Annotated in this window: 13 protein-coding genes and 1 tRNA gene; 9 read left to right on the top strand and 5 right to left on the bottom strand. The window is 57.0% G+C overall.

Annotation, left to right across the window (positions count from 1 at the left end; genetic code table 11):
• Both H3S97_RS06745 and H3S97_RS06740 read left to right on the top strand, forming a co-directional pair.
• On the top strand, positions 1–1,443 hold the full coding sequence (locus H3S97_RS06745; RefSeq protein ID WP_198183617.1) for a catalase: 1,443 nt from the start codon (positions 1–3) through the stop codon (positions 1,441–1,443).
• Between the two features lie 126 nt (positions 1,444–1,569).
• Positions 1,570–1,657: transfer RNA gene (locus H3S97_RS06740), tRNA-Ser, on the top strand.
• Positions 1,658–2,263: 606 nt separating this feature from the next.
• Here the strand turns inward: H3S97_RS06740 and H3S97_RS06735 are convergent.
• Positions 2,264–3,697 carry an MDR family MFS transporter gene (locus tag H3S97_RS06735; RefSeq protein ID WP_198176891.1) on the bottom strand — a complete coding sequence of 478 codons (1,434 nt, stop codon included), beginning with the start codon at positions 3,695–3,697 and terminating at the stop codon, positions 2,264–2,266.
• 63 nt (positions 3,698–3,760) lie between these two features.
• Positions 3,761–4,210, bottom strand: coding sequence for a MarR family winged helix-turn-helix transcriptional regulator (locus H3S97_RS06730; RefSeq protein ID WP_198183615.1), 450 nt, complete (start codon positions 4,208–4,210; stop codon positions 3,761–3,763).
• A 531-nt stretch (positions 4,211–4,741) separates the two neighbouring features.
• Between H3S97_RS06730 and H3S97_RS06725 the strand changes: the two genes are divergently transcribed.
• Positions 4,742–5,179, top strand: coding sequence for a MarR family winged helix-turn-helix transcriptional regulator (locus H3S97_RS06725; protein WP_198178630.1), 438 nt, complete (start codon positions 4,742–4,744; stop codon positions 5,177–5,179).
• Positions 5,176–7,449 carry an ATP-binding cassette domain-containing protein gene (locus tag H3S97_RS06720; protein WP_198183613.1) on the top strand — a complete coding sequence of 758 codons (2,274 nt, stop codon included), beginning with the start codon at positions 5,176–5,178 and terminating at the stop codon, positions 7,447–7,449. Before H3S97_RS06725 ends, H3S97_RS06720 begins: the two co-directional genes overlap by 4 nt.
• 26 nt (positions 7,450–7,475) lie before the next feature.
• On the opposite strand, the gene H3S97_RS06715 is transcribed toward H3S97_RS06720, so the two are convergent.
• Positions 7,476–7,898 carry a GNAT family N-acetyltransferase gene (locus tag H3S97_RS06715; RefSeq protein WP_332468274.1) on the bottom strand — a complete coding sequence of 141 codons (423 nt, stop codon included), beginning with the start codon at positions 7,896–7,898 and terminating at the stop codon, positions 7,476–7,478.
• Positions 7,899–8,599: 701 nt separating this feature from the next.
• On the opposite strand from H3S97_RS06715, the gene H3S97_RS06710 reads away from it, so the two are divergent.
• Positions 8,600–9,220 (top strand): isochorismatase family protein, encoded by a 621-nt coding sequence (locus tag H3S97_RS06710; protein WP_198183609.1) that lies wholly within the window; start codon positions 8,600–8,602, stop codon positions 9,218–9,220.
• 18 nt (positions 9,221–9,238) lie between these two features.
• On the opposite strand, the gene H3S97_RS06705 is transcribed toward H3S97_RS06710, so the two are convergent.
• Positions 9,239–9,985: an SDR family oxidoreductase gene (locus H3S97_RS06705; protein WP_198176897.1), complete on the bottom strand. Its 747-nt coding sequence runs from the start codon at positions 9,983–9,985 to the stop codon at positions 9,239–9,241.
• A 219-nt stretch (positions 9,986–10,204) separates the two neighbouring features.
• On the opposite strand from H3S97_RS06705, the gene H3S97_RS06700 reads away from it, so the two are divergent.
• Positions 10,205–11,128, top strand: a complete 924-nt coding sequence (locus tag H3S97_RS06700) for a glycosyltransferase (RefSeq protein WP_198183607.1) — start codon at positions 10,205–10,207, stop codon at positions 11,126–11,128.
• Between the two features lie 18 nt (positions 11,129–11,146).
• Positions 11,147–13,192, top strand: coding sequence for a DUF6541 family protein (locus H3S97_RS06695; protein WP_198220071.1), 2,046 nt, complete (start codon positions 11,147–11,149; stop codon positions 13,190–13,192).
• Here the strand turns inward: H3S97_RS06695 and H3S97_RS06690 are convergent.
• Positions 13,165–14,160, bottom strand: a complete 996-nt coding sequence (locus H3S97_RS06690; protein WP_198220070.1) for a glycosyltransferase — start codon at positions 14,158–14,160, stop codon at positions 13,165–13,167. The genes H3S97_RS06695 and H3S97_RS06690 overlap by 28 nt on opposite strands.
• A gap of 153 nt (positions 14,161–14,313) precedes the next feature.
• On the opposite strand from H3S97_RS06690, the gene H3S97_RS06685 reads away from it, so the two are divergent.
• Both H3S97_RS06685 and H3S97_RS06680 read left to right on the top strand, forming a co-directional pair.
• The gene (locus H3S97_RS06685) at positions 14,314–15,636 is read left to right on the top strand and encodes an MFS transporter (RefSeq protein ID WP_198220069.1); all 1,323 of its coding nucleotides are present in this window, start codon (positions 14,314–14,316) and stop codon (positions 15,634–15,636) included.
• A 554-nt stretch (positions 15,637–16,190) separates the two neighbouring features.
• Positions 16,191–21,662: an endo-alpha-N-acetylgalactosaminidase family protein gene (locus tag H3S97_RS06680; protein WP_232356348.1), complete on the top strand. Its 5,472-nt coding sequence runs from the start codon at positions 16,191–16,193 to the stop codon at positions 21,660–21,662.
• Positions 21,663–21,673 lie beyond the last annotated feature (11 nt).

Here is a 21,673-nt window from a genome sequence, read left to right as displayed (position 1 = left end):
ATGAACGACAAACTTACTACCAACGAAGGGCAGCCCTGGGCAGACAACAACCATAGCCAGACAGCGGGCACCCGGGGGCCCATCCTCATGCAGGACTACCAGCTCCTCGAAAAGCTGGCCCACTTCAACCGCGAGCGCATACCAGAGCGCGTAGTCCACGCCAAGGGAGCCGGAGCCAAGGGAACCTTCACCTTGACCAAGGACATGAGCGCCTACACCAAGGCCGACGTATTCAACGGAGCAGGCAAGACGACGCCCGTCCTGCTGCGCTTCTCCCAGGTGGCCGGCGAATCCGGCTATCCCGACACCCTGCGCGACGTGCGTGGCTTCGCCCTGCGCTTCTACACGCAGGAAGGCAACTACGACGTGGTGGGCAACAACACCCCCGTATTCTTCGTCAACGACCCCCTGAAGTTCCCCGACTTCATCCACTCGCAGAAGCGGGACCCGGCCACACACCTACGCAGCCAGGAGATGCAGTGGGACTTCTGGTCCCACTCCCCCGAGTCTGTCCACCAGGTGACTTATCTGATGGGCGACAGGGGCAACCCGGCCAGCTACCGGAACATGAACGGCTACGGAAGCCACACCTTCAAGTGGGTCAATGCGAAGGGTGAACAGTTCTGGGTCAAGTACCACTTCCTGAGCGAGCAGGGCGTGAAGAACATGACCGACGAGACTGCTGCCAAGGTCGCCTCCGAGGACACGGACTTCCTCCTGCATGATCTTTACGATGCCATCGACAGGGGCGACTACCCCAAGTGGAAGGTCTGCGTGCAGATCCTGCCTTACCAGGAGGGACTGGACTACAAGGACGATATCTTCGACGTGACCAAGGTTGTCTCCAAGAAGGACTATCCGCGCATTGAGATAGGCGAGTTCGTGCTGGATACCAACCCGACCAACTACTTTGATGATGTAGAGGAAGCCGCCTTCTCCCCCGCCAACTTCGTTCCAGGCATCGAGCCCTCGCCCGACAAGCTGCTGCAGGGCCGCCTGTTCGGGTACAAGGATGCTGAGCGCTACCGTCTGGGCGCCAACTACGAACAGCTGCCCATCAACCGCCCGGTCAGCGAGGTCCACAACTACGAGCGGGACGGTTTCATGTCCCAGGGTCAGGATGGATCGGTCAACTACGAGCCCAACAGCAAGGGCGGCCCCGTGGAAGACAACGATGCCAAAATGCACAGCGATGCCGTCCAAGGGCAGACCGAATACTCCCGCCCCTATGACAAGGACTACTATTCCGCAGCCGGCCGTCTCTACAGGCTGATGAGCCCGGAAGAGAAGGACCGCCTGATCCAGACCATCAAGAACACCCTGGGATCCGTCGATGACCAGGAGATCCAGGTTCTCGAGACCAGGCAGTTCTACCAGGCTGACCCCGACTACGGCCAGCGCGTGGCCGAAGCTCTTGGCCTTTCCATGGATCAGATCAAGTAACACAGGAACAGGGCGGGAATTGTCGGCGACACGTCTGGACTGGCCTGCAATCCCCGCCCTGTGTTACTATTTCCTAGTTGCCTTGATCAGGGTCACGTAGGCTACGGCCCCGTTCATTGCAGCCTTGGAGGATTCGCCTAGTGGTCTATGGCGCACGCTTGGAAAGCGTGTTGGGTTCACGCCCTCACGAGTTCGAATCTCGTATCCTCCGCCAGCAGAGTCTTGGACAGTGACCCAAGACTCTTTTTGTATGCGCAATTTCGGCATCACCATCCTTTTCGCTGTCTATCCTGTTCCTTTCCACTTTGTCTGGTCTTAGCAGGTCGTTTACTATAGCGAGCTAGGCGGTCTTGTTACGATAAGGCGCCTGATCACCTAAGTACTTGGCAAGACAGGGATGTCTGGAGACGACAAGACGCTGCGAGCAGAGCGAGACAAAGAAAGTTCAAGGCCATGCCGTTGAAGACTTACGGCAAATGCGAGAGAGGATACGCTCAGCCCCGTCACCAGCTACAAGTTGGCACACATAGATCTTTGCGACGGGTGATCTTACTTAAGCGAATCACCGGTCGCTTCCTGGACAGGCTGATAGGCGCCTCTTCTGGTCTGAGCGCTGAGTGCATCCACAGCAGACTGAAGGTTATACGATCTGCAAATGTAATGATCGGCATCATATCAATTTCCATTTCGTACATCTAAATAAGCGTCATACCTTTTTAAGTATCAAATTATGACCGATGCCTGTATCCCTGCTCGTTGGCATCATGAGCCAATCGATGTCAGCAACGGTCCCTGCTTTGAAAGCGAAAAGACACCTTTCTTACTCAGTCGCAGTTCTATTCGGTTTAAGGAAGAAAGAGCTGCATAGACCGATTAGGGCTACGAGCATAAGGAAGATGAAGGCCCATTGGTAGCCCTGGTCGAGTGCCTGGGCTGACGTGGCTCCGCTGAGACTGCCGCGCTGAGTGCCGATGGTCACAATCATCATGGCTACGGCCGTACCCAGTGAACCGCCGACCTGGCGGACAGTCGAGGCAGCCGCGTTGCCATGGGCCGTGAGTTCTGTAGGCAGTGCGTTGATGCCCTCGGTGAAAGTAGTCATCATGACCAGCGCCACTCCTGCCAAGCGCAGAGCATAACAGGAGGCGATCACGATAAGACTGGTAGTGGTGCCGAACCATATCATCGGCAAGGTTCCGGTCAGCAGCACCGCGTATCCCAAAAGGGCGATTCTCCTCGCCCCGATTCTTTGGTAGATCAGACCAGAAAGTGGGTTGAATACGCCCATGACAATGGCTCCCGGCAGCATGACCAGACCAGAGGTGAGCGCGCTTGACCCGCGCGTATTCTGCAAGTACAGGGGAAGCACCAGCTCCACCCCGACCATGGCAATGTTGCTCAGGGTGCTCAGCAGACTGGTCAGGTTGAAGGTGGCATTCATGAAAACACGCAAATTCACCAGCGGAGACTTCAGATGCAGCTGACGCCGACAGAACAGGATTACTACCAGCACACCAGCCAGTAGCAATCCCAGGTCAAGCACTGACGCACCGCCCGCGTCCCCAATGGCCGACAGGGCGTACAGAATGAGCCCGAAGCCCAGGCAGGAATAAACTACGGAAGGCACGTCCAGCCGAGTTCTCACCTGGTGGTTGACCGTATAGACCAGGAAGAACGAGGCCACCAGAATCGCGGCGCTCAAGACAGCAAGCAGCACAAACAAGGCCCTCCAGGACCAGTGCTCCAAAACAAACCCCGAGAGCGTGGGGCCAACCGTCGGACCCAAGGCCACCACCAGGCCCACCATGCCCAGGGCCACACCGCGCCTATCCGGCGGGAAAAGCAGCAGCACCACATTCTGAATGAAAGGCATCAGCGATCCGGCGGCTATGGCCTGGATGATTCTGCCCGCCAACAGCAGCGGGAAATGCCCTTCGGAAAAGACACAGACCAGGGAGCCAGTCAGGAAAATAGCCATCATGGCCATGAAGGTGTGCTTGGACCGGAAGTTGGAAAACACCCAAGCCGATACGGGTATCATCAGCCCCACCACCAGCAGATAGGAGGTGCTCAGCCACTGAGCAGTGGATTGGGACACATGGAATTCCGCCATAATGGTGGGCAGAGCATTGTTAAGGAAGGTCTCCGCCATCAAGGCCAGGAAAGCCCCTGCCAAAAGCGTGCCCATCATCGCGGTGCGACTTCCCTCAGCCCCGCCTTGGCTGCCTTCCCTCTTGCGGCCATCCTTATTCATACCGCATCCTCTCCGTCCTTCACCGGCTCGGGCCGAAGCCTGCGTGATCCAACTAAAAGCAGATCAGGATTCCATGTTTCTAATGATTCGTTCCAGGTAGCCGACCAGCTGTTTACTCTCCTGCTCATCGAACCCTTTCAAGGCAAGCTTGCCCGTGGTCTCTAATACATGCCGGATCTCGACCTGGTGGGCGTCAAGCTCGCTCCGCGCCTGCCCGGTGAGCTTAAGAACCATCTGACGTCGGTCATCACTCTGCGGCTTTGCCGTCAGCCATCCTGCCTTGACCAGCCGTTTGACAACTCCCCGAACCGTAGGATGGCTCAAACGGAACCTGTCGCCCACCGTCTTCTGCGTCACCTCCAGGCCCTCATGCTCATACAGGTAATAGACCATGACAAATTGGGGACCAGTCAGATTGGGAAAGATGCTCCGCACACACTCATTCATGTGCTTTTCCAGCAGGGTGTTGGCTATTTTGACCAGTCCCTCTGGCCGCTTCTCCGAGAGCTCCAAAAGATACCGCCTCCCTAAAATGTAGCATGCTACATTATTGACAAAGAAGGCCCAGCTGTCAAATCAAAGAAATACAGAAACCCATCCAACAACTTCCGTAATACGAGGGGAGGGGGGCTCGAGCAAAAGAAGAGCCTTAGCTCAGCCTTTCCGACCGGTGGGCATGCTGGTTTACCTAGCATTTAGGCCTCAGTATCGTCGTTCTGCATAGCCGATTGGCTAAGCAATACTGATAGGATGATAAGTTGACACTCCATCCCACCGCCGCTGTCAACAAATCATGAGCCTTTAGTCCAACAGACCTCCTTTACCTTGGAGCGACCAACAGAGAAAATTGCTAAACCGCATCAAGGGATCCACCAGGCAGACACACGCCTACTCTCATGCAAGAAGCTCTTTCAACAACACAAGGCCAATATTGAACCTCCTGAGACGTGGCTTCATCAGTCAATACAGTCAGATAAGAACGAATTCAGAGAAAAGCAAGCTATCCGGGCAATAAATAGTTTCCGATATAATATAGTTTCTATAATGAAATCAAATAATCCGTCCTCCCTCTACGATGCTCTCATGTATCTGCAGTGCGAATTCGTAGCAGAGCGCAACAGGGTCAACCCGGGGAACATCACCTGGCAACAGTTCGACATCCTCACCGTTCTGCGCACAGGAGCGTCCACGCCCTCACAGATTGGTCAGCGACTCGGCATAACCCGATCCAAGGTCTCCAAGAACCTCAGCACTCTGCGCGATCTCGGATACATCAGGCAGGTGCCTGACGCCCACGACCGGCGAGAGCTGGAGACCAATCTGACCCAGGATGGCCGGGACATGCTTGACATCATCGATCAACAGCATAAAACCCTTGAGGAAGATGCCCGACAGGTCTGGTCCAAAGACGAACAGGAAGAGTTCGCTACTCTTGCCAACAGGCTTATCAACAAGCTACGCCAGGAGCGAGTCGCCCAATGAGGACCGAGTGCATTCTTATTGATCGGGCCTCCACGCACAACCTCAAGCAAGTCTCGCTGGCCATACCAAAGCGGGCCATCACCGTGGTCACCGGCCTGTCGGGTTCAGGAAAGTCGTCTCTTGTGTTTTCCACGCTGGCAGCCGAATCACAGCGCATGATCAATCGCAGCTACAGCTCCTACATTCAGCAGCTCCTGCCCAAGTATGAGCCTGCGGAAGTCGCCCGAATCGACAACCTGCCCTTCTCCATTGTCGTAACCCAAAAGCAGCTCTCGGGCAATGCTCGCTCAACCGTAGGCACCTATACTGATATCTACACTGCCCTGCGCCTGCTGTTCTCCCGTATGGCCCAGCCCTTCATCGGGTACTCCATGACATATTCCTTCAACAATCCTGCGGGGATGTGCCCGATCTGCCAGGGACTCGGAACTGTGCGCACTCTGGTGCTTGATCGCCTGCTCAACATGGATCTCTCGCTGAACCAGGGAGCCATCTACTTTCCCACCTTCCAGCCAGGCGGCTGGAGGCTGACCAGGTATACGGATTCAGGTTATTTTGACAACGACCTGCCCCTACAGGAGTGGGACAGAGATGACCTCGACTTCCTGCTCTACGGCAAGAGGCAAAAACCGGCACACCCTGGCCCCAACTGGCACAAGACAGCCATGTATGAGGGATTGGTGCCCAGGATCACCAAGACCTTCATCAACCAGAGCAACGACAAGTACCAGCATGAGCTGGAGGAGGTTACGCGAATCACCCAGTGCCCCGACTGCCAGGGGGCCAGAGTCAACGCCAAGGTGCGCTCAGCCAGGATCCGCGGACTGAACATAGCTGACTGCTCCGCCATGAGCGTGGCAGACCTCCAGGAATGGCTTGGAAAGATTCATGACGATCAGACTGAGACCATTCTGCAGGACTTGAAACGCAAGATAGCCAATCTGATAACGGTGGGTCTGGGCTACTTGAGTTTGGAGCGTGGCACCTCCACACTTTCCGGAGGAGAGGGACAGCGTCTGAAAATCGCCAACTGCCTGAACAGCCCCTTGAATGACGTCCTATACATCTTCGATGAGCCAAGCGTTGGCTTGCACCCCCATGACCTGACTGGGATCAAGAAAATCTTTGAGGGCTTGCGAGACAAGGGCAATACGGTAGTGATCGTGGATCATGACCCCGAGCTCATCGCCATTGCGGACCATATCGTCGATATGGGGCCAGGGGCAGGCAGTGAAGGCGGACGGATCGTCTTTGAAGGGAACTATCAGTCTCTGCTGAGAAGCGGCACAGCAACTGGCAGAGCCCTGGGAGATCCAGGCGTGGTAAATGAACCATCGGTGCCTTCGCATGGCTTCTATACAATAGACAAGGTCACTGCCCACAACGTCAGAGAAGCCCACGCCAAGATACCCCGGCAAATGCTGACTGTGGTGACCGGGGTGGCCGGCTCAGGTAAGAGCACCATTATTAAGGAAGGCTTCATGGCTCAACATGAGGCCTTACTCCTGGATCAGAAACCAATCAAGACCAGCGGACGCTCCAACCTGTTGACCTACTTGGGTGTCTTCGACCCGCTGCGTAAGGCCTTTGCCAAGGCCACAGGCGAGTCCCCCTCGCTCTTCTCATTCAACGCTGCCGGAGCCTGTCCGGTCTGCAAGGGCAAGGGGGTCGTCACCCTGGATATTGCCTACATGGGCGACACCAGCACTATCTGCGAAAGCTGCCATGGAACCAGGTATTCAACGCAGACCTTGTCTGCCAGATACCGTGGTCTCAGCATCGCCCAGGTGCTGAAACTGACTGCCAGCGAGGCTATGCACCAATATCGTGAAGTGCTGGGGCCAGCTATGAAGGCCCTGGAGGATGTGGGTCTGTCTTACCTATCCGTTGGGCAGGCTCTTGATACGCTCTCGGGCGGTGAGCTGCAACGCCTCAAGCTGGCCAGACTACTCAAGGAGGGAATTCATGAGACCCTGATTTTGGATGAGCCTACCAGCGGCCTGCATGAATCCAATATCCTGCAGCAGATTGCGCTCCTACATAAACTCATCACCAACAAAGGACTCACTATCATCGTCATAGAACATAACCTGCGCTTCATCGGCCAGGCCGACTGGGTGATCGATATGGGCCCAGGAGCCGGAAGCGCGGGCGGCAAGGTGTTGTTCGAAGGGGCTCCGCTGGCACTGATGCACCGCAATGACACTCCCACAGCCCGAGCCTTGAATGCCTATTTCGGCTTTATCAAGGATGCCGCGGTGCAACCATAAGCGGCTGCATTCGGATCAGCGCTAGCTCAGCAATCTTGCAGACGGCGCCTTTGCATGCCATCCTGATCGAAATTGTCATCATCCAGCCAGGTCTCCAACCGCTCTTTCACTGCCGGCCATTCACTATCCAATATGGAAAACCAATCCGTGTCCCGAGTGCGGCCCTTGTAGACCATATCGTTTCTGAACCGGCCTTCAGCCTTGAATCCCAGCCTCAGCGCAGCCGCCCGGGAGGGCGCATTGAGGCTGTCGCACTTCCACTCGTATCGGCGATAGCCCAAGTCCTCGAAGACATGCCGAGCCATCAGATACTGGGCTTCGGTAGCCTGCCTGCTTCTCTGCAACTCCCGGGTGTAGATAACGTGGCCCATCTCGACGCTTCCCATATCCGCCCGAATGCGCATCAAGGCATACATGCCCAACAGGTCCGACGAATCATGAAGCTGCACATGCTTGCGTATATCCGCGTCCTTCAGGCCTACAGACCGACCGACACCAAACTCGGGTGCAGACGGCTTGCGGAGAATAGCAAAGAAGAGAGGATCCCGACTGTCAGTCATGGATGCGAACCCTGAGTCGAATGCTGGCCTGTCAGGGAAAAGATCGTGAGTGCTATAGGTCATGATGGATTCGTCGCAATCCGGACCGAAAATCCGCTCATAGAAAGCATCACCTTGGTTGTCGTTTAAGGGCACTACCAGAACGGTCCTGCCAGTCAAGTTGACAGGCTCCGGCATCATGGCCCCGGCAAACGAAATCACGTCCCCTATAGGTTGCCCAAACTCATTGACTCCCATACCCGCGTCTCCTCCCTCGGAACGATGCTCGCTCCGTCATCGTACGGAAGGAGGCAGCCCTGGCAACACCTGCTATAACCCCGTACAATCCTGGCAATTAGGATACCAGGCAAACACCCCCCAAAAGTCCGTATGAAACCGCCTCACGCAATCACACGTGTACTCTCCCTTTCCACCTCCTTTGTCATCCTGTCCACAGGATGCTGATTTGCCACAATATTTGTCCACATGCAACAAAATGGAAGGACTGACGCTTCTGCGAGAATTAGACTGATACCTAAGAGGAATGCTCGAGGAACATCAACTGGTATTTTCTCTGCCTAACGTCAGCATCGACCAAGGGAGTAATCACCATGTCCAAGGCTTTGATCGTCGTGGATGTTCAACCGACTTTCTGCGAAGGAGGTGAGCTGGGAGTCGAGGGAGGCAACGCTACAGCCAGTAAAATCGCCGACTATGTCCACGGCCATGCTGGCGACTACGCCTACATGGCCACCACCCAGGATTGGCATATCGAACCCGGATCCCATTGGTCCGATCACCCGGATTTTGTGGACACCTGGCCCAAGCACGGCGTAGCCGGCTCACCCGGGGCGGAGCTGCATCCCAGGATTCGAGGGCTGGGCATCGCCCATCACTTCAAAAAAGGTCAGTATTCTGCCGCCTACTCCGGATTCGAAGGCATCGAAGACAACACCGATCGGATCCAGAGCAGGGACGAGTTCACTGCAGCCAGATTATCCGGTGTCACCCTGGCCGACGCCCTGGCACAAGCTGGCGTCGACCAGGTGGACGTTGTCGGCATCGCCGAATCCCACTGTGTCAAGGAGACCGCCCTGGATGCCGCGAAACTCGGTTACCAGGTCACGGTCTTCGAGGATCTGACAGTCCCGGTCAGCGAGGATCAGGGCGTTGAGGCCCGAAAGGCCATGGCCCAAGCGGGCATTCGTCTGTTTTCCTCCAACGACGACTAAGGGCAGCGGCAGCGGAATTCACCAAGGCTGAATGGTGGGGCCTACGGTGAATTCCGATACATTGGTGTCCTCAGGCTGATCAATGGCGAAGGCCACCACCTGTGCCACCCGTTCGGGATCAATCTGGTAGCTGTCGTAGGTCTTGTTCATATCGGCCAGGGTCTGCTTGTCCGTGATGGTCCCCAGCAGTTCAGTCTTAATGGCCGCAGGATAAATAGTAGAGGTACGGATGTGTGTTCCCTCCTGGGCGGACTCCATCCTGAGCACCTCCATCAGATCTCGCAGGCCCCACTTGGTTGCTCCATAAACCGCTCCTTCCGGGTAGGCCTTGAGCCCAGCCACCGAAGAAGTGGCAATGAACTGCCCGTGACGCTGCCCGATGAACTCCGGCAGGGCCGCAGCAATGCCGTACAGTGCGCCTTTGAGGTTGACGTCAATGGTCCGATCCCACTCGTCCACATGGAGGGCCGACAAGGGCGAGTTAGGCATGAGCCCGGCGTTGAGGAATACCACGTCCACTCCACCGAACTGCTTCTTGGCGAAAGCCACGAAGTCCTCATTGGCCTGCCGATCGGTCACATCCAACGCCATGGAGGCCGCCTGGCCACCAGCCTGAACGATGTCGTCGACAATTGTGTCCAGCCGATCCTTACGGCGAGCGCCCAGCACCACCTTGGCCCCTCGCTGTGCCAACAGCCTCGCCGTGGCCTCACCTATGCCGGAAGAAGCTCCGGTGATAAGCACTGTCTTGTTCTCAACAGTCATAACAGTCCCACCTTTCCTTGATCTTCAATCGGCCTGATGGTACAACTTCGAGTCGCTGGAAGTGCAAGTCTTGCTACAGCCAAGTCCGAACCAACAATCGTGACCAAATGCGTGGCATGGGGCTGAAACTATTGAGAAGGACAGATCAGTCAGGACTGAGCTGGCCGGGCACATGTAGAATCGACGCAGTAATCCACGAAGAAAGGCGGCCGCACTGCCATGAGCGCAAGGAACCAGAGTCGCACTCCTTTTTCCCTCCTGATGGCGGTCTATGCCGGGGACACACCCTCCTTCGTTGCCCGTGCATTGAAATCCGACACCATTGAACAAACCCTCATGCCCAATCAGGTCGTCATTGTGCGCGATGGTCCATTGGGCAAAGAACTGGGCCAACTGGTTGATCAGTACCCGACTGAGCTGAAGAGACACTTGCTTCAGGCCGACAGGGCCGAGGAAATGCCCGAGTTTACAATCGTGCGTCTGCCGACCAACAGAGGACTCGCCCACGCACTGAATCTCGGGTTGAAGTCCTGCAAGTACGAACTGGTGGCCCGGGCGGACAGCGACGATATCTCCCTCCCATCGAGATTCAGCATTCTCATCCCCCTGTTGGCCTCATCGGGTTTAGATGCCCTGGGCAGCGCCATCCAGGAGTTTGCAAACGACGAGCACACTCCCGGTCGGATTCGCTATCTGCCAGGAGGAGGATCCGGACTTCGGACATATGCCACCCTGCATTCCCCTTTGCACCACCCCAGCGTGGCATTTCGCAAAACCAGCGTGTGCAAGGTGGGCGGTTATCCGGAGAATACCGGGCGCTTTGAAGATTACCGTCTTTGGGAAACCATGCTGGTCAGCGGCGAACATATCGGCAACATCAAGGAACCTCTTGTCCTATACCGATCCGATACGGCTATGTATCACCGCAGGGGCGGCATGCGCATGTTTCGGGACGAGCTGCGCCTGCAAGCCGATTTTCTGCATGATGGCTTCATCAGCCCTATACAATATGTCAGAAACATCCTCATCCGCGCCTGCTACCGTCTGTTGCCCGACCAAGTACGCAGCTGTCTGTATGCCATCATGACCACCCTGCTCAACCGGCTCCATGGGAAGTCGGTGAATGACAGCCGAAAGAGGTGAATCATGCAATCAACCCTGATGACCTGGCAACAATCCTTGCCGCTCTTGCTGTTCATCATCGCAGCCCTGTATCTACCCGGCTGCCTGCTGGTGGCAGCGCTGGGCAACCGTAAACCCATCTTCGTGGCGGCGCTTGGCCCTGTGGCCTCCATTGCACTGGCCGGCATTGATGGCGTGCTCTTCCAGCCGCTCGGCATATCCTGGAGCTGGCGCTCCTATGGACTTTCGGCCGTAATGCTCATTATCGTCATTCTTCTGGCACGCCAACTTTTCAATCATTTTCGTAATTCAGATGAAGTCGGCCGAGAATCCTGGGTACCGACTACCAATGTCGGAAAAACCAAACCTCGATTGAGGCACTTCCTTCCGGCACTTCCGGCAATCATCGGCACAGTACTGGCTGCTTGCAACATCGGCATCAGACTGATGCACGCCGCACCTTCGCCTGATCAGGTCACGCAAAATTACGACTCGGTCTTCCACTACAACGTAGTGGCACGAACTGTGCTCACTGGCCAGGCTTCATCACTGCATGCTCTTCCGCCCATCAGGGAAATATACCCAATCGCATTTCAGCAGTTCGCTGCCATGGGCGCGATGGCCTACAGACCTGCCACCGCAGTCAGCGCCGTCACCTGCACTTGGCTGGTCTTTGCTGCTCTGATATGGCCGATTTCCATGCTCTTCCTGATCAGAATCCTGCTGGGCAGACATGCCTGGAGCGATCTGCTCACACCGGTACTCGCCTCATGCTGCGCGGGTTTCCCCTTCCTCTTGCTGGATTGGGGCACCTTGTATTCCATGTTCGCCGGTCAGGTCATACTGCCTGTTTTCGTCGCGCTTACCTGGGCTTGGTGTACAGACGGGTGGCGGGAAGGCCGCCGATCCCTAGCCGGCCTTGCCTGGATTTTTCTCAGTGTCGTTGCCGTTTCCTTCTGCCATTTCAGGGTCATGATGACCGGCGCTCTTCTTGTACTGCCAGTGATTCTCATCTGGCTGATCAGGTCAGGAAGGCAACTGGCCCAAACCAACAGGCACCGTTTCCGTCTAGTCGCCGGGCTGTTGGCTGCCGGATTCCTGATCCTACTGGCTACAGGCCTCAAAATCTTTCACAACCTGTACCTGCGTGGTCCTGCCCGGAAAATATCGGATCATCTCAACGGCGGCCCGGCACAACCCACGGAAGACCTGCCATCCGCCATAGTGCGCTTTCTGCTGGGACAGCCCATTGATTCAGGCAGCCGTCGGCTGCCGGTCTACTGGCCCCTGGCCCTGGCCCTGATCCTGGCCCTGATTGTCCTCTGTCTGCACCACAGCCGAAAGGACATGCTCCTAGTGTCCTCCTTCATGCTGCTGGGCCTGGTCTTCGTCGCCTGTGCAGGCACCCACGCCGATTGGGCCAAGATCCTTACAGCCCTGTGGTACAAGGATCAACGCCGACTGTTCTCTGCCTGGCCTGTAGTAGCCATACCCATCATGGGCATGGCCTTGGAGCATGGCATAGGAGCCTTGAAAAGGTATACGCCTCAGGCTGAGAAAATGATATCAATGCCAATTATGATGTTGGCAGCCACGGTAGCTGTTCTGATCTGCGCCGTGAATCCGCAGTTGGACTCCATGGAGAAGACCTTGGGCTCAACATATGCCTTCGCAGCCAACGACGCCGATGCCCCGATGCTGTCAACCGACGAATTCCTGCTGATGAAGAGAATGGGCCGCCATGTCTCGACCAGCGAGCAAGTCCTGTCCGATCCATGGAACGGCAGCGGCTACATGCTGGCTGTCGGTGGCACTACACCCTTCTACGCTCATCTGAATATGAACTGGGATCATGATCATGCCTACCTGGCCACAAACTTTGAGCACATAGGTTCCGATCCACAGGTATGCAAGATCCTGACCGATCATCACATTGACTGGTATGCGGACATGGGCGGACCATACGTTGCCAACGACCCCCAGCATCAGATCTTCAATGGCCTCCACCCCGTTCCGCAAGCCCTACAACTGGTCGACAGCCAGGGTCGGGCGAAGCTCTACCGGATTACCGCCTGCCGTCCCTGATCGACACGGTCTATCAGTGCCTGAGCCTCAGATTCCTGGGCAAACAGATCATGGTTGCTGCCAGGGCGTGTAGACATGCCGGCTTTCAATCCTCGAGACAGGCAATGCAGGATCAGTCGCCGATCATGCGCCCTGATAAGGGTAAGAAGCCACCGTCTGCCAGTAGCAAGGAGCAGTGCCAGAAATTCAATCGTTGTGAAATTGCCCCTGCTGAATCGGAACATCCATATCTTGTTGCGCACCTCGTAAAAGAAGCGGGAACCCGGGTCGGCATCGCTGGAGCCGAAGACCTTGGTTTTATGCCATACCCGACTGGCAGGAACGTAATAGCCTATGCCTGTTTTCAGCAGTCTGGAAGTGTATTCGAAGTCGTCATTCCAAAGGAAAAAGGCGGCACGTGGCAGGGTTCCTGCAGCTTGGACGGCCTTGACGTTCACCAGGCAGGAGACAAAGGACAAGGAACGGACCTGGTAGGCATGGGCGCTGGCCTGCAACTGTGGTCTGCCTCTTCTGATCGGCAGACGCCGACGGGGCTTGTTCATCCCATGCACCCTGCCGTCAACCCACACAGCCTCAGAACCTAAAACGGCCGGCCAGGAGCCGTTATCGGCTCGAGCCTCGGAGGCAGCATCAAGCAAACCGGACAGGGCATTGGGCTGGGGCACCACATCGTCATCCATCAGCCACAGGTAGGCTTCAGACTGAGGAGGAATCTTCGCCAGGGCCGCTGCCATGCCAGCCACGAATCCTCCTGCACCGCCCATATTGTGATGCAAAGGGATCAAGTCAGGCTTCAAGGGGTGCGACAAGACCACATCCACCGATCCGTCCACACTTGCGTTATCTACGACAAGGACTCGATCAGGCTTGCGGGACTGGCCACTTATGCCATCCAGGCACTCCTGAAGGAGTTTGGAGCGGTTGTAGGAGACAACAACAGCGACGACAAAAAACCTCATAGTCTGCATTGTAACGATAGGTGAAGGTCAAATATTGAACTACAATTAGTTCTTAAATTTCCCATAGTGGACATTCAGAACAGGCGAGCCTCAGATCAATGGGAGCATACAAACCAAGCACTAATTGGCTAGTCCCGATTCCGCGAGAGGAAGGCCCCAGTCATGTCGACGACACCGACACAGCCCTCATCACGAAAACAGGCTGTTTATCCCTACCTGATTGTGCTGTCGGGCATCGTCTTCACGGCCATCCCGGTATCGCTGGTCTGCAGTTGTGCAGGCATCTTCTTCACTCCTGTCAGCAGCTACTTCCATGTTCCCAAGGCCGCATTCACCGGATATTTCAGCATATTCAGCATCACCATGGTCATCTTCCTGCCCGTAGCCGGATGGCTGATGCACCGCTACGATCTGCGCATCGTTCTGACGGCAAGCACCATCCTGGCCGGACTGGGTTGCCTTGGCATGTCCCGATCATCCGCCATGTGGCAGTTCTATCTATGCGGAGTGGTTCTGGGAATCGGTATGCCGCCCATCCTCTATCTGTCAGTACCCACACTCATCAACGCCTGGTTCCGCAAACGGGTCGGGTTCTTCATCGGCCTGTGCATGGCCTTCACCGGCATAGGCGGGGTGATCTTCAACCAGATAGGCACCATGATCATCAGGTCCGCCCCTGATGGATGGCGGCGGGGATACCTGGTCTTTGCCATTCTGATTCTGGTGGTCACCCTGCCCTTCACCATCTTTGTCATTCGCGGCACGCCCGAACAGATGGGCCTGCATCCCTACGGCGCCGAGCAAGAGCCTGCTGCAGCTGAGGCTGCCTCCAACAGCGCAGACACTGGAAGCAAAGACAAAAAGGACTCAAAGATTGCCGCTTCGACTGTGGGCATGACCGCTTCCCAGGCCTTGCGCTCCCCTGCCTTCTGGGCGCTGGCGCTCTTCTGCGGCCTGATAACCATGAATCAGACCATCTACCAATTCCTGCCCTCCTATGCGGCATCCCTGCCATCCATGGCGGCCTACACGGGCCTGATCGCCTCCTCCTGCATGGCCGGCCAGGCTATCGGCAAAGTCATCCTGGGCATGGTCAATGACGGGAGCATCGTGGGCGGGCTATGCCTCGGCATCGGCGGCGGCATCCTCGGCGTCTGCCTCATGGTCGCCTTCCCCGGATTGCCCGCACTCCTCCTGCTGGGGGCCTTCGCCTTCGGCCTGGTCTACGCCTGCACTACAGTGCAGACGCCAATCCTGGTCACTGCGGTCTTCGGCTCGCGTGACTACACCAACATATATGCCCGGATCCAGATGGTGGGGTCCCTGGCCTCGGCCTTCGCCGCTCTCTTTTGGGGCGCCATCGCTGACCAACCCCACGGCTACATCATCATGTTCGGTCTGAGCATCCTGATTATGGTTGCGGCCTTGTTCCTGGGCATTATCCCCCTGAAAGGTACGCGAAAGTCGGCCACTCAAACCGCCTGACCGAGTCCTGCAACTGGCAGCCTCCGCAACATTCCGCTTTCGTCATGCATCAAAAGAAGGCGGAAGACCGCCGCTACTACCATCTGGGCCCCGTCACAGCTGTATGGCCATCGCGAGCCGAGGAGAAACCGGGGCCGGATGGCAAGGGCCGAGTGCCTGTCACTATCACCAACCTCGGTCTTGACAGACCTGTGAATCATGAACTCTGCCGCCATCTACTGAGAATCCGAGTGCAGCCGCGGCAATAATCCACGAGAGAAGAATTATTCATTCATCGGCCCTTCAGCCACATGCATGGATGACCGCAACATCTGCAAATGCAGCTTCGAAGAACCTTTCGGCCACAATATGACAAGTACATATACAAATAACCAAGCCTGATTTTGTAACCTGTATCTACTTGTACAATAACATTATCTTTACTACACTTACATTTGACATTGACGTGACGTTCTGACCAAAACAACGACGTAGTAGGTTCCGGGCGGCCTCTTCCTCGGTTCATGGTTCAGTCGTCCATCATCACATAGACGGCAAGGAGGCTTGTCTAGAATATGAAACGCATCATATCCATGGCCCTGGCGACAGTATTCGCCTTGGCCACCGCAGGGGCCGCGGATCCGGCCTTCGCAACCACGGGGAGTCAGCCCTACCAAGCCAATGCTCCGTCAACCCTGGCAACAGGATCAGGGACAAAAACCAGAGCTGCTGGCACCAATCCACGGATCACTCCCGTCAATCCTGCAGACCACAAATGGACTCTGGACTCCTCCACCACCAAAGGCGGCGAGGTGCTGGAAAAGTCCAATGGCTGGCTGCACTTCAAGGCCTCAGCCGCCAATGGCAATTCCACGACAGCCAGCGAGCAGTACCCGGCCATCGCCCTGGACGCCACCACCTACGACTTCACCAGCCCAGGAGCTCTGACCTTGACCATGAGCTCACCCCAGCCTGGCACTGAGAACAGGTTCGGGTTCTACCTCGGTTATGCCAATCCCAACTCCGGTCTCTTCATCGGCTATGACTCGGGCGGCTGGTTCTGGCAGCGCTACGGCGGGGACGGCCAGTGGTACACGGGAACCAGACTTCCGGCACCGGCACAGAATACCCCGACCACGATAAGAATCACTTGGACTGGTCAGCGCGCAGGACTCACCGTGGACGGACGTGCTGCTTTCGATGATGTCGACTACGGCCCAATGGCTGGCGCGCTAACCGGAAGGTTGGCCATGAAGGCTGGCGTTTACCAAAACCAGATCACTGACGTCAAGCTCAAGCTCAAGGAAGACCCGGCTGATCTGCATTCGGTCGTCGGGCGAATCGTTGATGCAGACGGCGGAGCCATCGCCGGAGCCAAGGTCCATCTGACGGGAGCTTCGACATTGACAGACACCGAAGGCGCCTTCACCCTGGAGCAGATCAAATCAGGCAGATACACCCTACAGATCGGCAAACAGGGCTACGAGGACGTTACTAAGGACATACAGGTGGACCGTGCCGACCTGAATCTGGGATCCTTGCAGCTGAACAAAGCCACCCCAGAGGCCAAGGTCACCCTGAGCACCCCCGAGATGAGCGTGCAGGTCAGAAAGCACTTCCCCTCAGTGGTTCAATACACCATGACCAAGCTGGACAACAGGGTCATGTACGGTCGACATCAGGATCTGCGTCGTCTGAACATCAATGGCATAGACATGGATCTGACTGATTCGGACGTGACTTTCACCCAGCAAGGGACAGACAAGGCCACCTACCAGCTTCGCGCCCAAAAGCCCGACCAGAATATCGATGCCACAGTGACAGCGGTCCTCTGGCTCAAGGCCAACACCCTGCACCTGGACATCACCAAGATCGAAAACGCTGCCGGAAAAGACCACCCCATCCAGACCATAGCCCTGCCCGGGCAGGATCTGGTATCCGTCAGCAGCGATCAGGACGGAGCTCAATTCACAGGCGCACGCATGTCCTCGAATACCCAGGTACCTGGCGACACCACCTTCCCCATCACTGACGACACCGCAGTCGATCCCAACAAGGCCGATTACACCTACGGATTCGTCTCGGGAGGATCACTGAGCGCCGGGCTATGGAGCAACAGCGAACATGACGGCACCACGGCGGGCAGCTCAATGTCCGGAGGCGCTCGAAACACCCGTGTGCTCACGGATGCCACCAGCGTTCATGGATCAACATCCCTCGGACTGTCCAGCCCTGCCTGGTACTACCATCGCCAGGTCCGGGACTCCAAGAACCGCTCTTTCACAGTCGAACAGACCGAAATGCCCAAGATGGCCGTGGCCATCACAGGCGACGAGAATCAGGACGGCAGGGTCGACTGGCAGGACGGGGCCATCGCCTATCGAAACATCATGAACAATCCTTACGGAGCCCAGGAGGTGCCCGATCTGGTTTCCTGGCGTATTGCCATGAACTTCGGAAGCCAGGCCCAGAATCCCTTCCTCAGCACCTTGGACAATGTGAAGAAAGTAGACCTTAACACCGATGGGCTGGGTCAGTCCGTCCTGCTCAAGGGCTACGCCAACGAGGGGCATGATTCCGGCCACCCGGACTACGGGGACATCGGCACCCGGATGGGCGGCGCCAAGGACATGAACACCCTGATGAAGGAGGGAGCCAAGCATGGCGCCCGCTTCGGCGTACATGTCAACGCCGACGAGATGTACCCGGAGGCCAAGGCCTTCAACGAGGATCTGGTCCGCCGCCGGGCTGACGGCAGCCTCCAATACGGCTGGAACTGGCTTGATCAGGCGGTCGGCATCGACGGCATCCACGACCTGGCATCAGGCTCCCGCCAAAGCAGGTTCGGCGAGCTTAAGAAGAAGGTCGGCGACAATCTGGACTTCGTCTATGTGGATGTCTGGGGCAATCAGACCTCCGGCAGCGAGGATTCCTGGGAAACCCGCAAGCTCTCGAAGATGATTACCGACAACGGCTGGCGAGTAGCCACCGAATTCGGCGCAGCCAACGAATATGACGCATCCTTCCAGCACTGGGCGGCTGATCTGACCTACGGAGGCTACACCAGCAAGGGGCAGAACTCCCAGGTCATGCGTTTCCTGCGCAACCATCAGAAGGACAGCTGGGATGGCGACTACCCCTCTTACGGGGGCGCAGCCAACGCCCCACTTCTAGGCGGCTACAGCATGAAGGACTTCGAAGGCTGGCAGGGCCGCAACGATTACGATGCCTACATAGCCAACCTTTACACCCACGATCTGTCCACCAAGTTCATCCAGCACTTCAAGGTGACTCGCTGGGTCAACAATCCCTTGGACCAGCAGTCCCCCAAGGATCCTTCGGCCAACAACGGCCAGGAGCGGATAATCCTGAAGGACGACCTGGGCCACCAGGTGATCATTGACCGTGGATCCAACGACCAGTCATCGTCCGCCTACCGCGAGCGTACCATCACCCTGGACGGCCGAACCATCCTGCAGGGAGCGGTCTCGCCCGGAGACGGCAGTGGCCAGGGCACTGAGTCCTACCTGCTGCCATGGCTCTGGGATGCCAAGACAGGCAAGCCCCTATCAGTGAGTGACCAGAAGCTCTATCACTGGAACACCCGGGGCGGCATGACCACCTGGACGCTGCCCGACTCCTGGCACGATCTGTCCGCAGTCAAGGTTTACCGACTGAGCGACCAGGGCAAGACCGACCCGTTGGATATACCCGTAGTCAACGGACAGATCACTCTGAACGCCAAAGCGGGGACCCCCTACGTGGTTCATCGCGGGGCCTCGGCCAATCCGGACGTCGCCTGGAGCACAGGTTCCCATTTGGTCGACACAGGCTTCAACGGCGGCAAGAAAAGCCTTGAGGACAACTGGCAGACCAAGGGTTCCGGGAGCGCCACCATCGTCAAAAGCGCTTCCAGTAATCCTATGCTCAAGCTGGATGGCCGAGTCGAATCAACACAGACCATAAAGGATCTGGAGCCTGGTGCACGTTATGCCCTCTATGTGGGCGTGGATAACCGCAGCGACGGCCAGGCGCGCCTGGAGGTCCGCAACGGTGACCAGGTGCTGGCCACCAACTCCACTGGACGCAGCATAGCCAGGAACTTCGTACAGGCCGATCCCCACAACACCAACTGCGCCACGATAGACGGCAGCAGCCTCTTCCAGAACATGTACGTCTTCTTCACAGCGCCGGATCAGGGCAAGACGATTCTGACCCTTTCACATCAAGGTGATGGATCCGCCTACTTCGACAATTTGCGCCTGGTGAAGAACGGGTACAAGGGTCTGGAAACCGACGCAGATGGCGGCGTGAAGACCTTGACCAATGACTTCGAGCACAACGCCCAAGGCATATGGCCCTTTGTGGTCTCGGGCGCAGAGGGCGTGGAGGACAACCGCGTCCATCTTTCCGAACTCCACGCCCCCTACACTCAGGCAGGCTGGGACGTCAAGAAGATGGACGATGTGCTGCAAGGAGATTGGTCAATCAAGATCAACGGGCTTACCGAACGCAACACCTTGGTCTACCAAACCATTCCCCAGAATGCCCGGTTCCTGACCGGAGCCACCTATCGAATCTCCTTCGACTACCAGGCCGGCTCCACCGGCTCCTACGCTCTGGCCATAGGACAGGGCGAGTTCGACCCAGCCCGCACCCAGCTGAAACCCTTGGAGAAGGCCCTGGGCACCACGGCCCACTACCAATTCGAGCTGACTGGCGGACCTCGGGACGCCTCCTGGTTCGGCATCTACTCGACCGACAAGGCACCCGACCGCCAGGGAACATCCGGCGATGCGGCCAACTTCGGTGGGTATCAGGACTTCGTCCTGGACAACCTGCGCATCGAGCGGTTGCCAGACAAGTCCAAGACCCAGGAAGAGGCCCGAGCCAAACTCCAGCAGGTGCGTGATCGCTTCGACGACAGCCGCGCAAAGTACAGCGACCAGGCTTGGCTGACCTACCTGCATACGGTGGATCAGGCCCGTCTGCTGATCGAAAAGGACGGCTCGGGACCGCAGGACTGGTCACATGCCTACGGAATCCTGACGGCCCTTGAGGACTACATGGCCACGGCACCTGGGTCGCAAGCAAGCGATGGCTGCGACATAGCCAAGGATAAGTATGCAGTCAGCGCAGGCAGTGAACAGCCCGATGCAGGCGGCGTCGAGGGACCCAAGGAGTACGCCCAGGATGGCAAGCCCTCAACTTACTGGCACACCAAGTGGGGTGCAAACGCCCTTGAGGACGGCTCAGCCTGGTATCAATTCGACCTGCAAGAGCCCACCACTGTCAATGGACTGCGTTACCTCCCCCGGCCGGGCGGCGATTCGGTCAATGGCAAGATCAAAGGTTACAAGATCACTCTGACCCGTAGCGGGCAGTCGGAGCCGGTAGAGATAACCGGCACCTTCGACACACAGACTACCTGGCAGAAGATCTCCTTCACTCCAGTATCCGATGTGATCAGAGTCAGATTGACCGCAACCGAGACCACGGGCCAAAGCAGCTCGGAAACCAACCATTATGTATCGGCAGCCGAGCTCCGTCTGACCACGGATTGCACCCTGCCGACCTTGGCGGAACCTGTAGACAAGGGCGAGCTGCAGGATCTGGTGAATCAGGCTACCGGACTCAAGGAGGCCGATTACACTCCAGACAGCTGGAAGACCTTGCAGAATAAGCTAGCCACAGCCAAGCAGGTGTTGGCCGACGAGCAGGCCACGGCCTATCAGGTGGCCTTGGCTGCAGCCAATCTGCAGACGGCCATCGGCAAGCTTCAGCCCGCAATACCCGGAACCGGCATAGGCGGTACCGGCACTGGATCGGATACCGGAAAGAATCCGATCACCGGCACAGGCAATGGTTCTGGCCTCGATGGCGGCAAGGGGAATATACAGCAGAAGCCGGCCCATCCCAACGCTGACGGGCAGGACGGATGGCTATCGGCGACAGGCGTCGCGGTGACCTCCCTGCTGGTCGTAGTCATGCTCGGACTGACGACTGGTCTCCTCCTGACTAGGCGCAGTCAGGGGAAACGAAGTTAACTAATAAAAAA

Source organism: Bifidobacterium choladohabitans (assembly GCF_016102005.1).
Lineage (GTDB): Bacteria > Actinomycetota > Actinomycetes > Actinomycetales > Bifidobacteriaceae > Bombiscardovia > Bombiscardovia choladohabitans.
The sequence above is the reverse complement of the archived record's forward strand: the minus strand, read 5'-3'. Positions and strand labels throughout refer to the sequence as shown.

What these genes read in the sequence shown, in the direction of transcription:
- H3S97_RS06735 (WP_198176891.1), bottom strand. Translation starts at nt 3,697, where the DNA reads ATGAATAAGGATGGCCGCAAGAGGGAAGGCAGCCAAGGCGGGGCTGAG.
- H3S97_RS06705 (WP_198176897.1), bottom strand. Translation starts at nt 9,985, where the DNA reads ATGACTGTTGAGAACAAGACAGTGCTTATCACCGGAGCTTCTTCCGGC.
- H3S97_RS06680 (WP_232356348.1), top strand. Translation starts at nt 16,191, where the DNA reads ATGAAACGCATCATATCCATGGCCCTGGCGACAGTATTCGCCTTGGCC.
- H3S97_RS06720 (WP_198183613.1), top strand. Translation starts at nt 5,176, where the DNA reads ATGAGGACCGAGTGCATTCTTATTGATCGGGCCTCCACGCACAACCTC.
- H3S97_RS06685 (WP_198220069.1), top strand. Translation starts at nt 14,314, where the DNA reads ATGTCGACGACACCGACACAGCCCTCATCACGAAAACAGGCTGTTTAT.
- H3S97_RS06710 (WP_198183609.1), top strand. Translation starts at nt 8,600, where the DNA reads ATGTCCAAGGCTTTGATCGTCGTGGATGTTCAACCGACTTTCTGCGAA.
- H3S97_RS06700 (WP_198183607.1), top strand. Translation starts at nt 10,205, where the DNA reads ATGAGCGCAAGGAACCAGAGTCGCACTCCTTTTTCCCTCCTGATGGCG.
- H3S97_RS06745 (WP_198183617.1), top strand. Translation starts at nt 1, where the DNA reads ATGAACGACAAACTTACTACCAACGAAGGGCAGCCCTGGGCAGACAAC.
- H3S97_RS06695 (WP_198220071.1), top strand. Translation starts at nt 11,147, where the DNA reads ATGACCTGGCAACAATCCTTGCCGCTCTTGCTGTTCATCATCGCAGCC.
- H3S97_RS06690 (WP_198220070.1), bottom strand. Translation starts at nt 14,160, where the DNA reads ATGCAGACTATGAGGTTTTTTGTCGTCGCTGTTGTTGTCTCCTACAAC.
- H3S97_RS06725 (WP_198178630.1), top strand. Translation starts at nt 4,742, where the DNA reads ATGAAATCAAATAATCCGTCCTCCCTCTACGATGCTCTCATGTATCTG.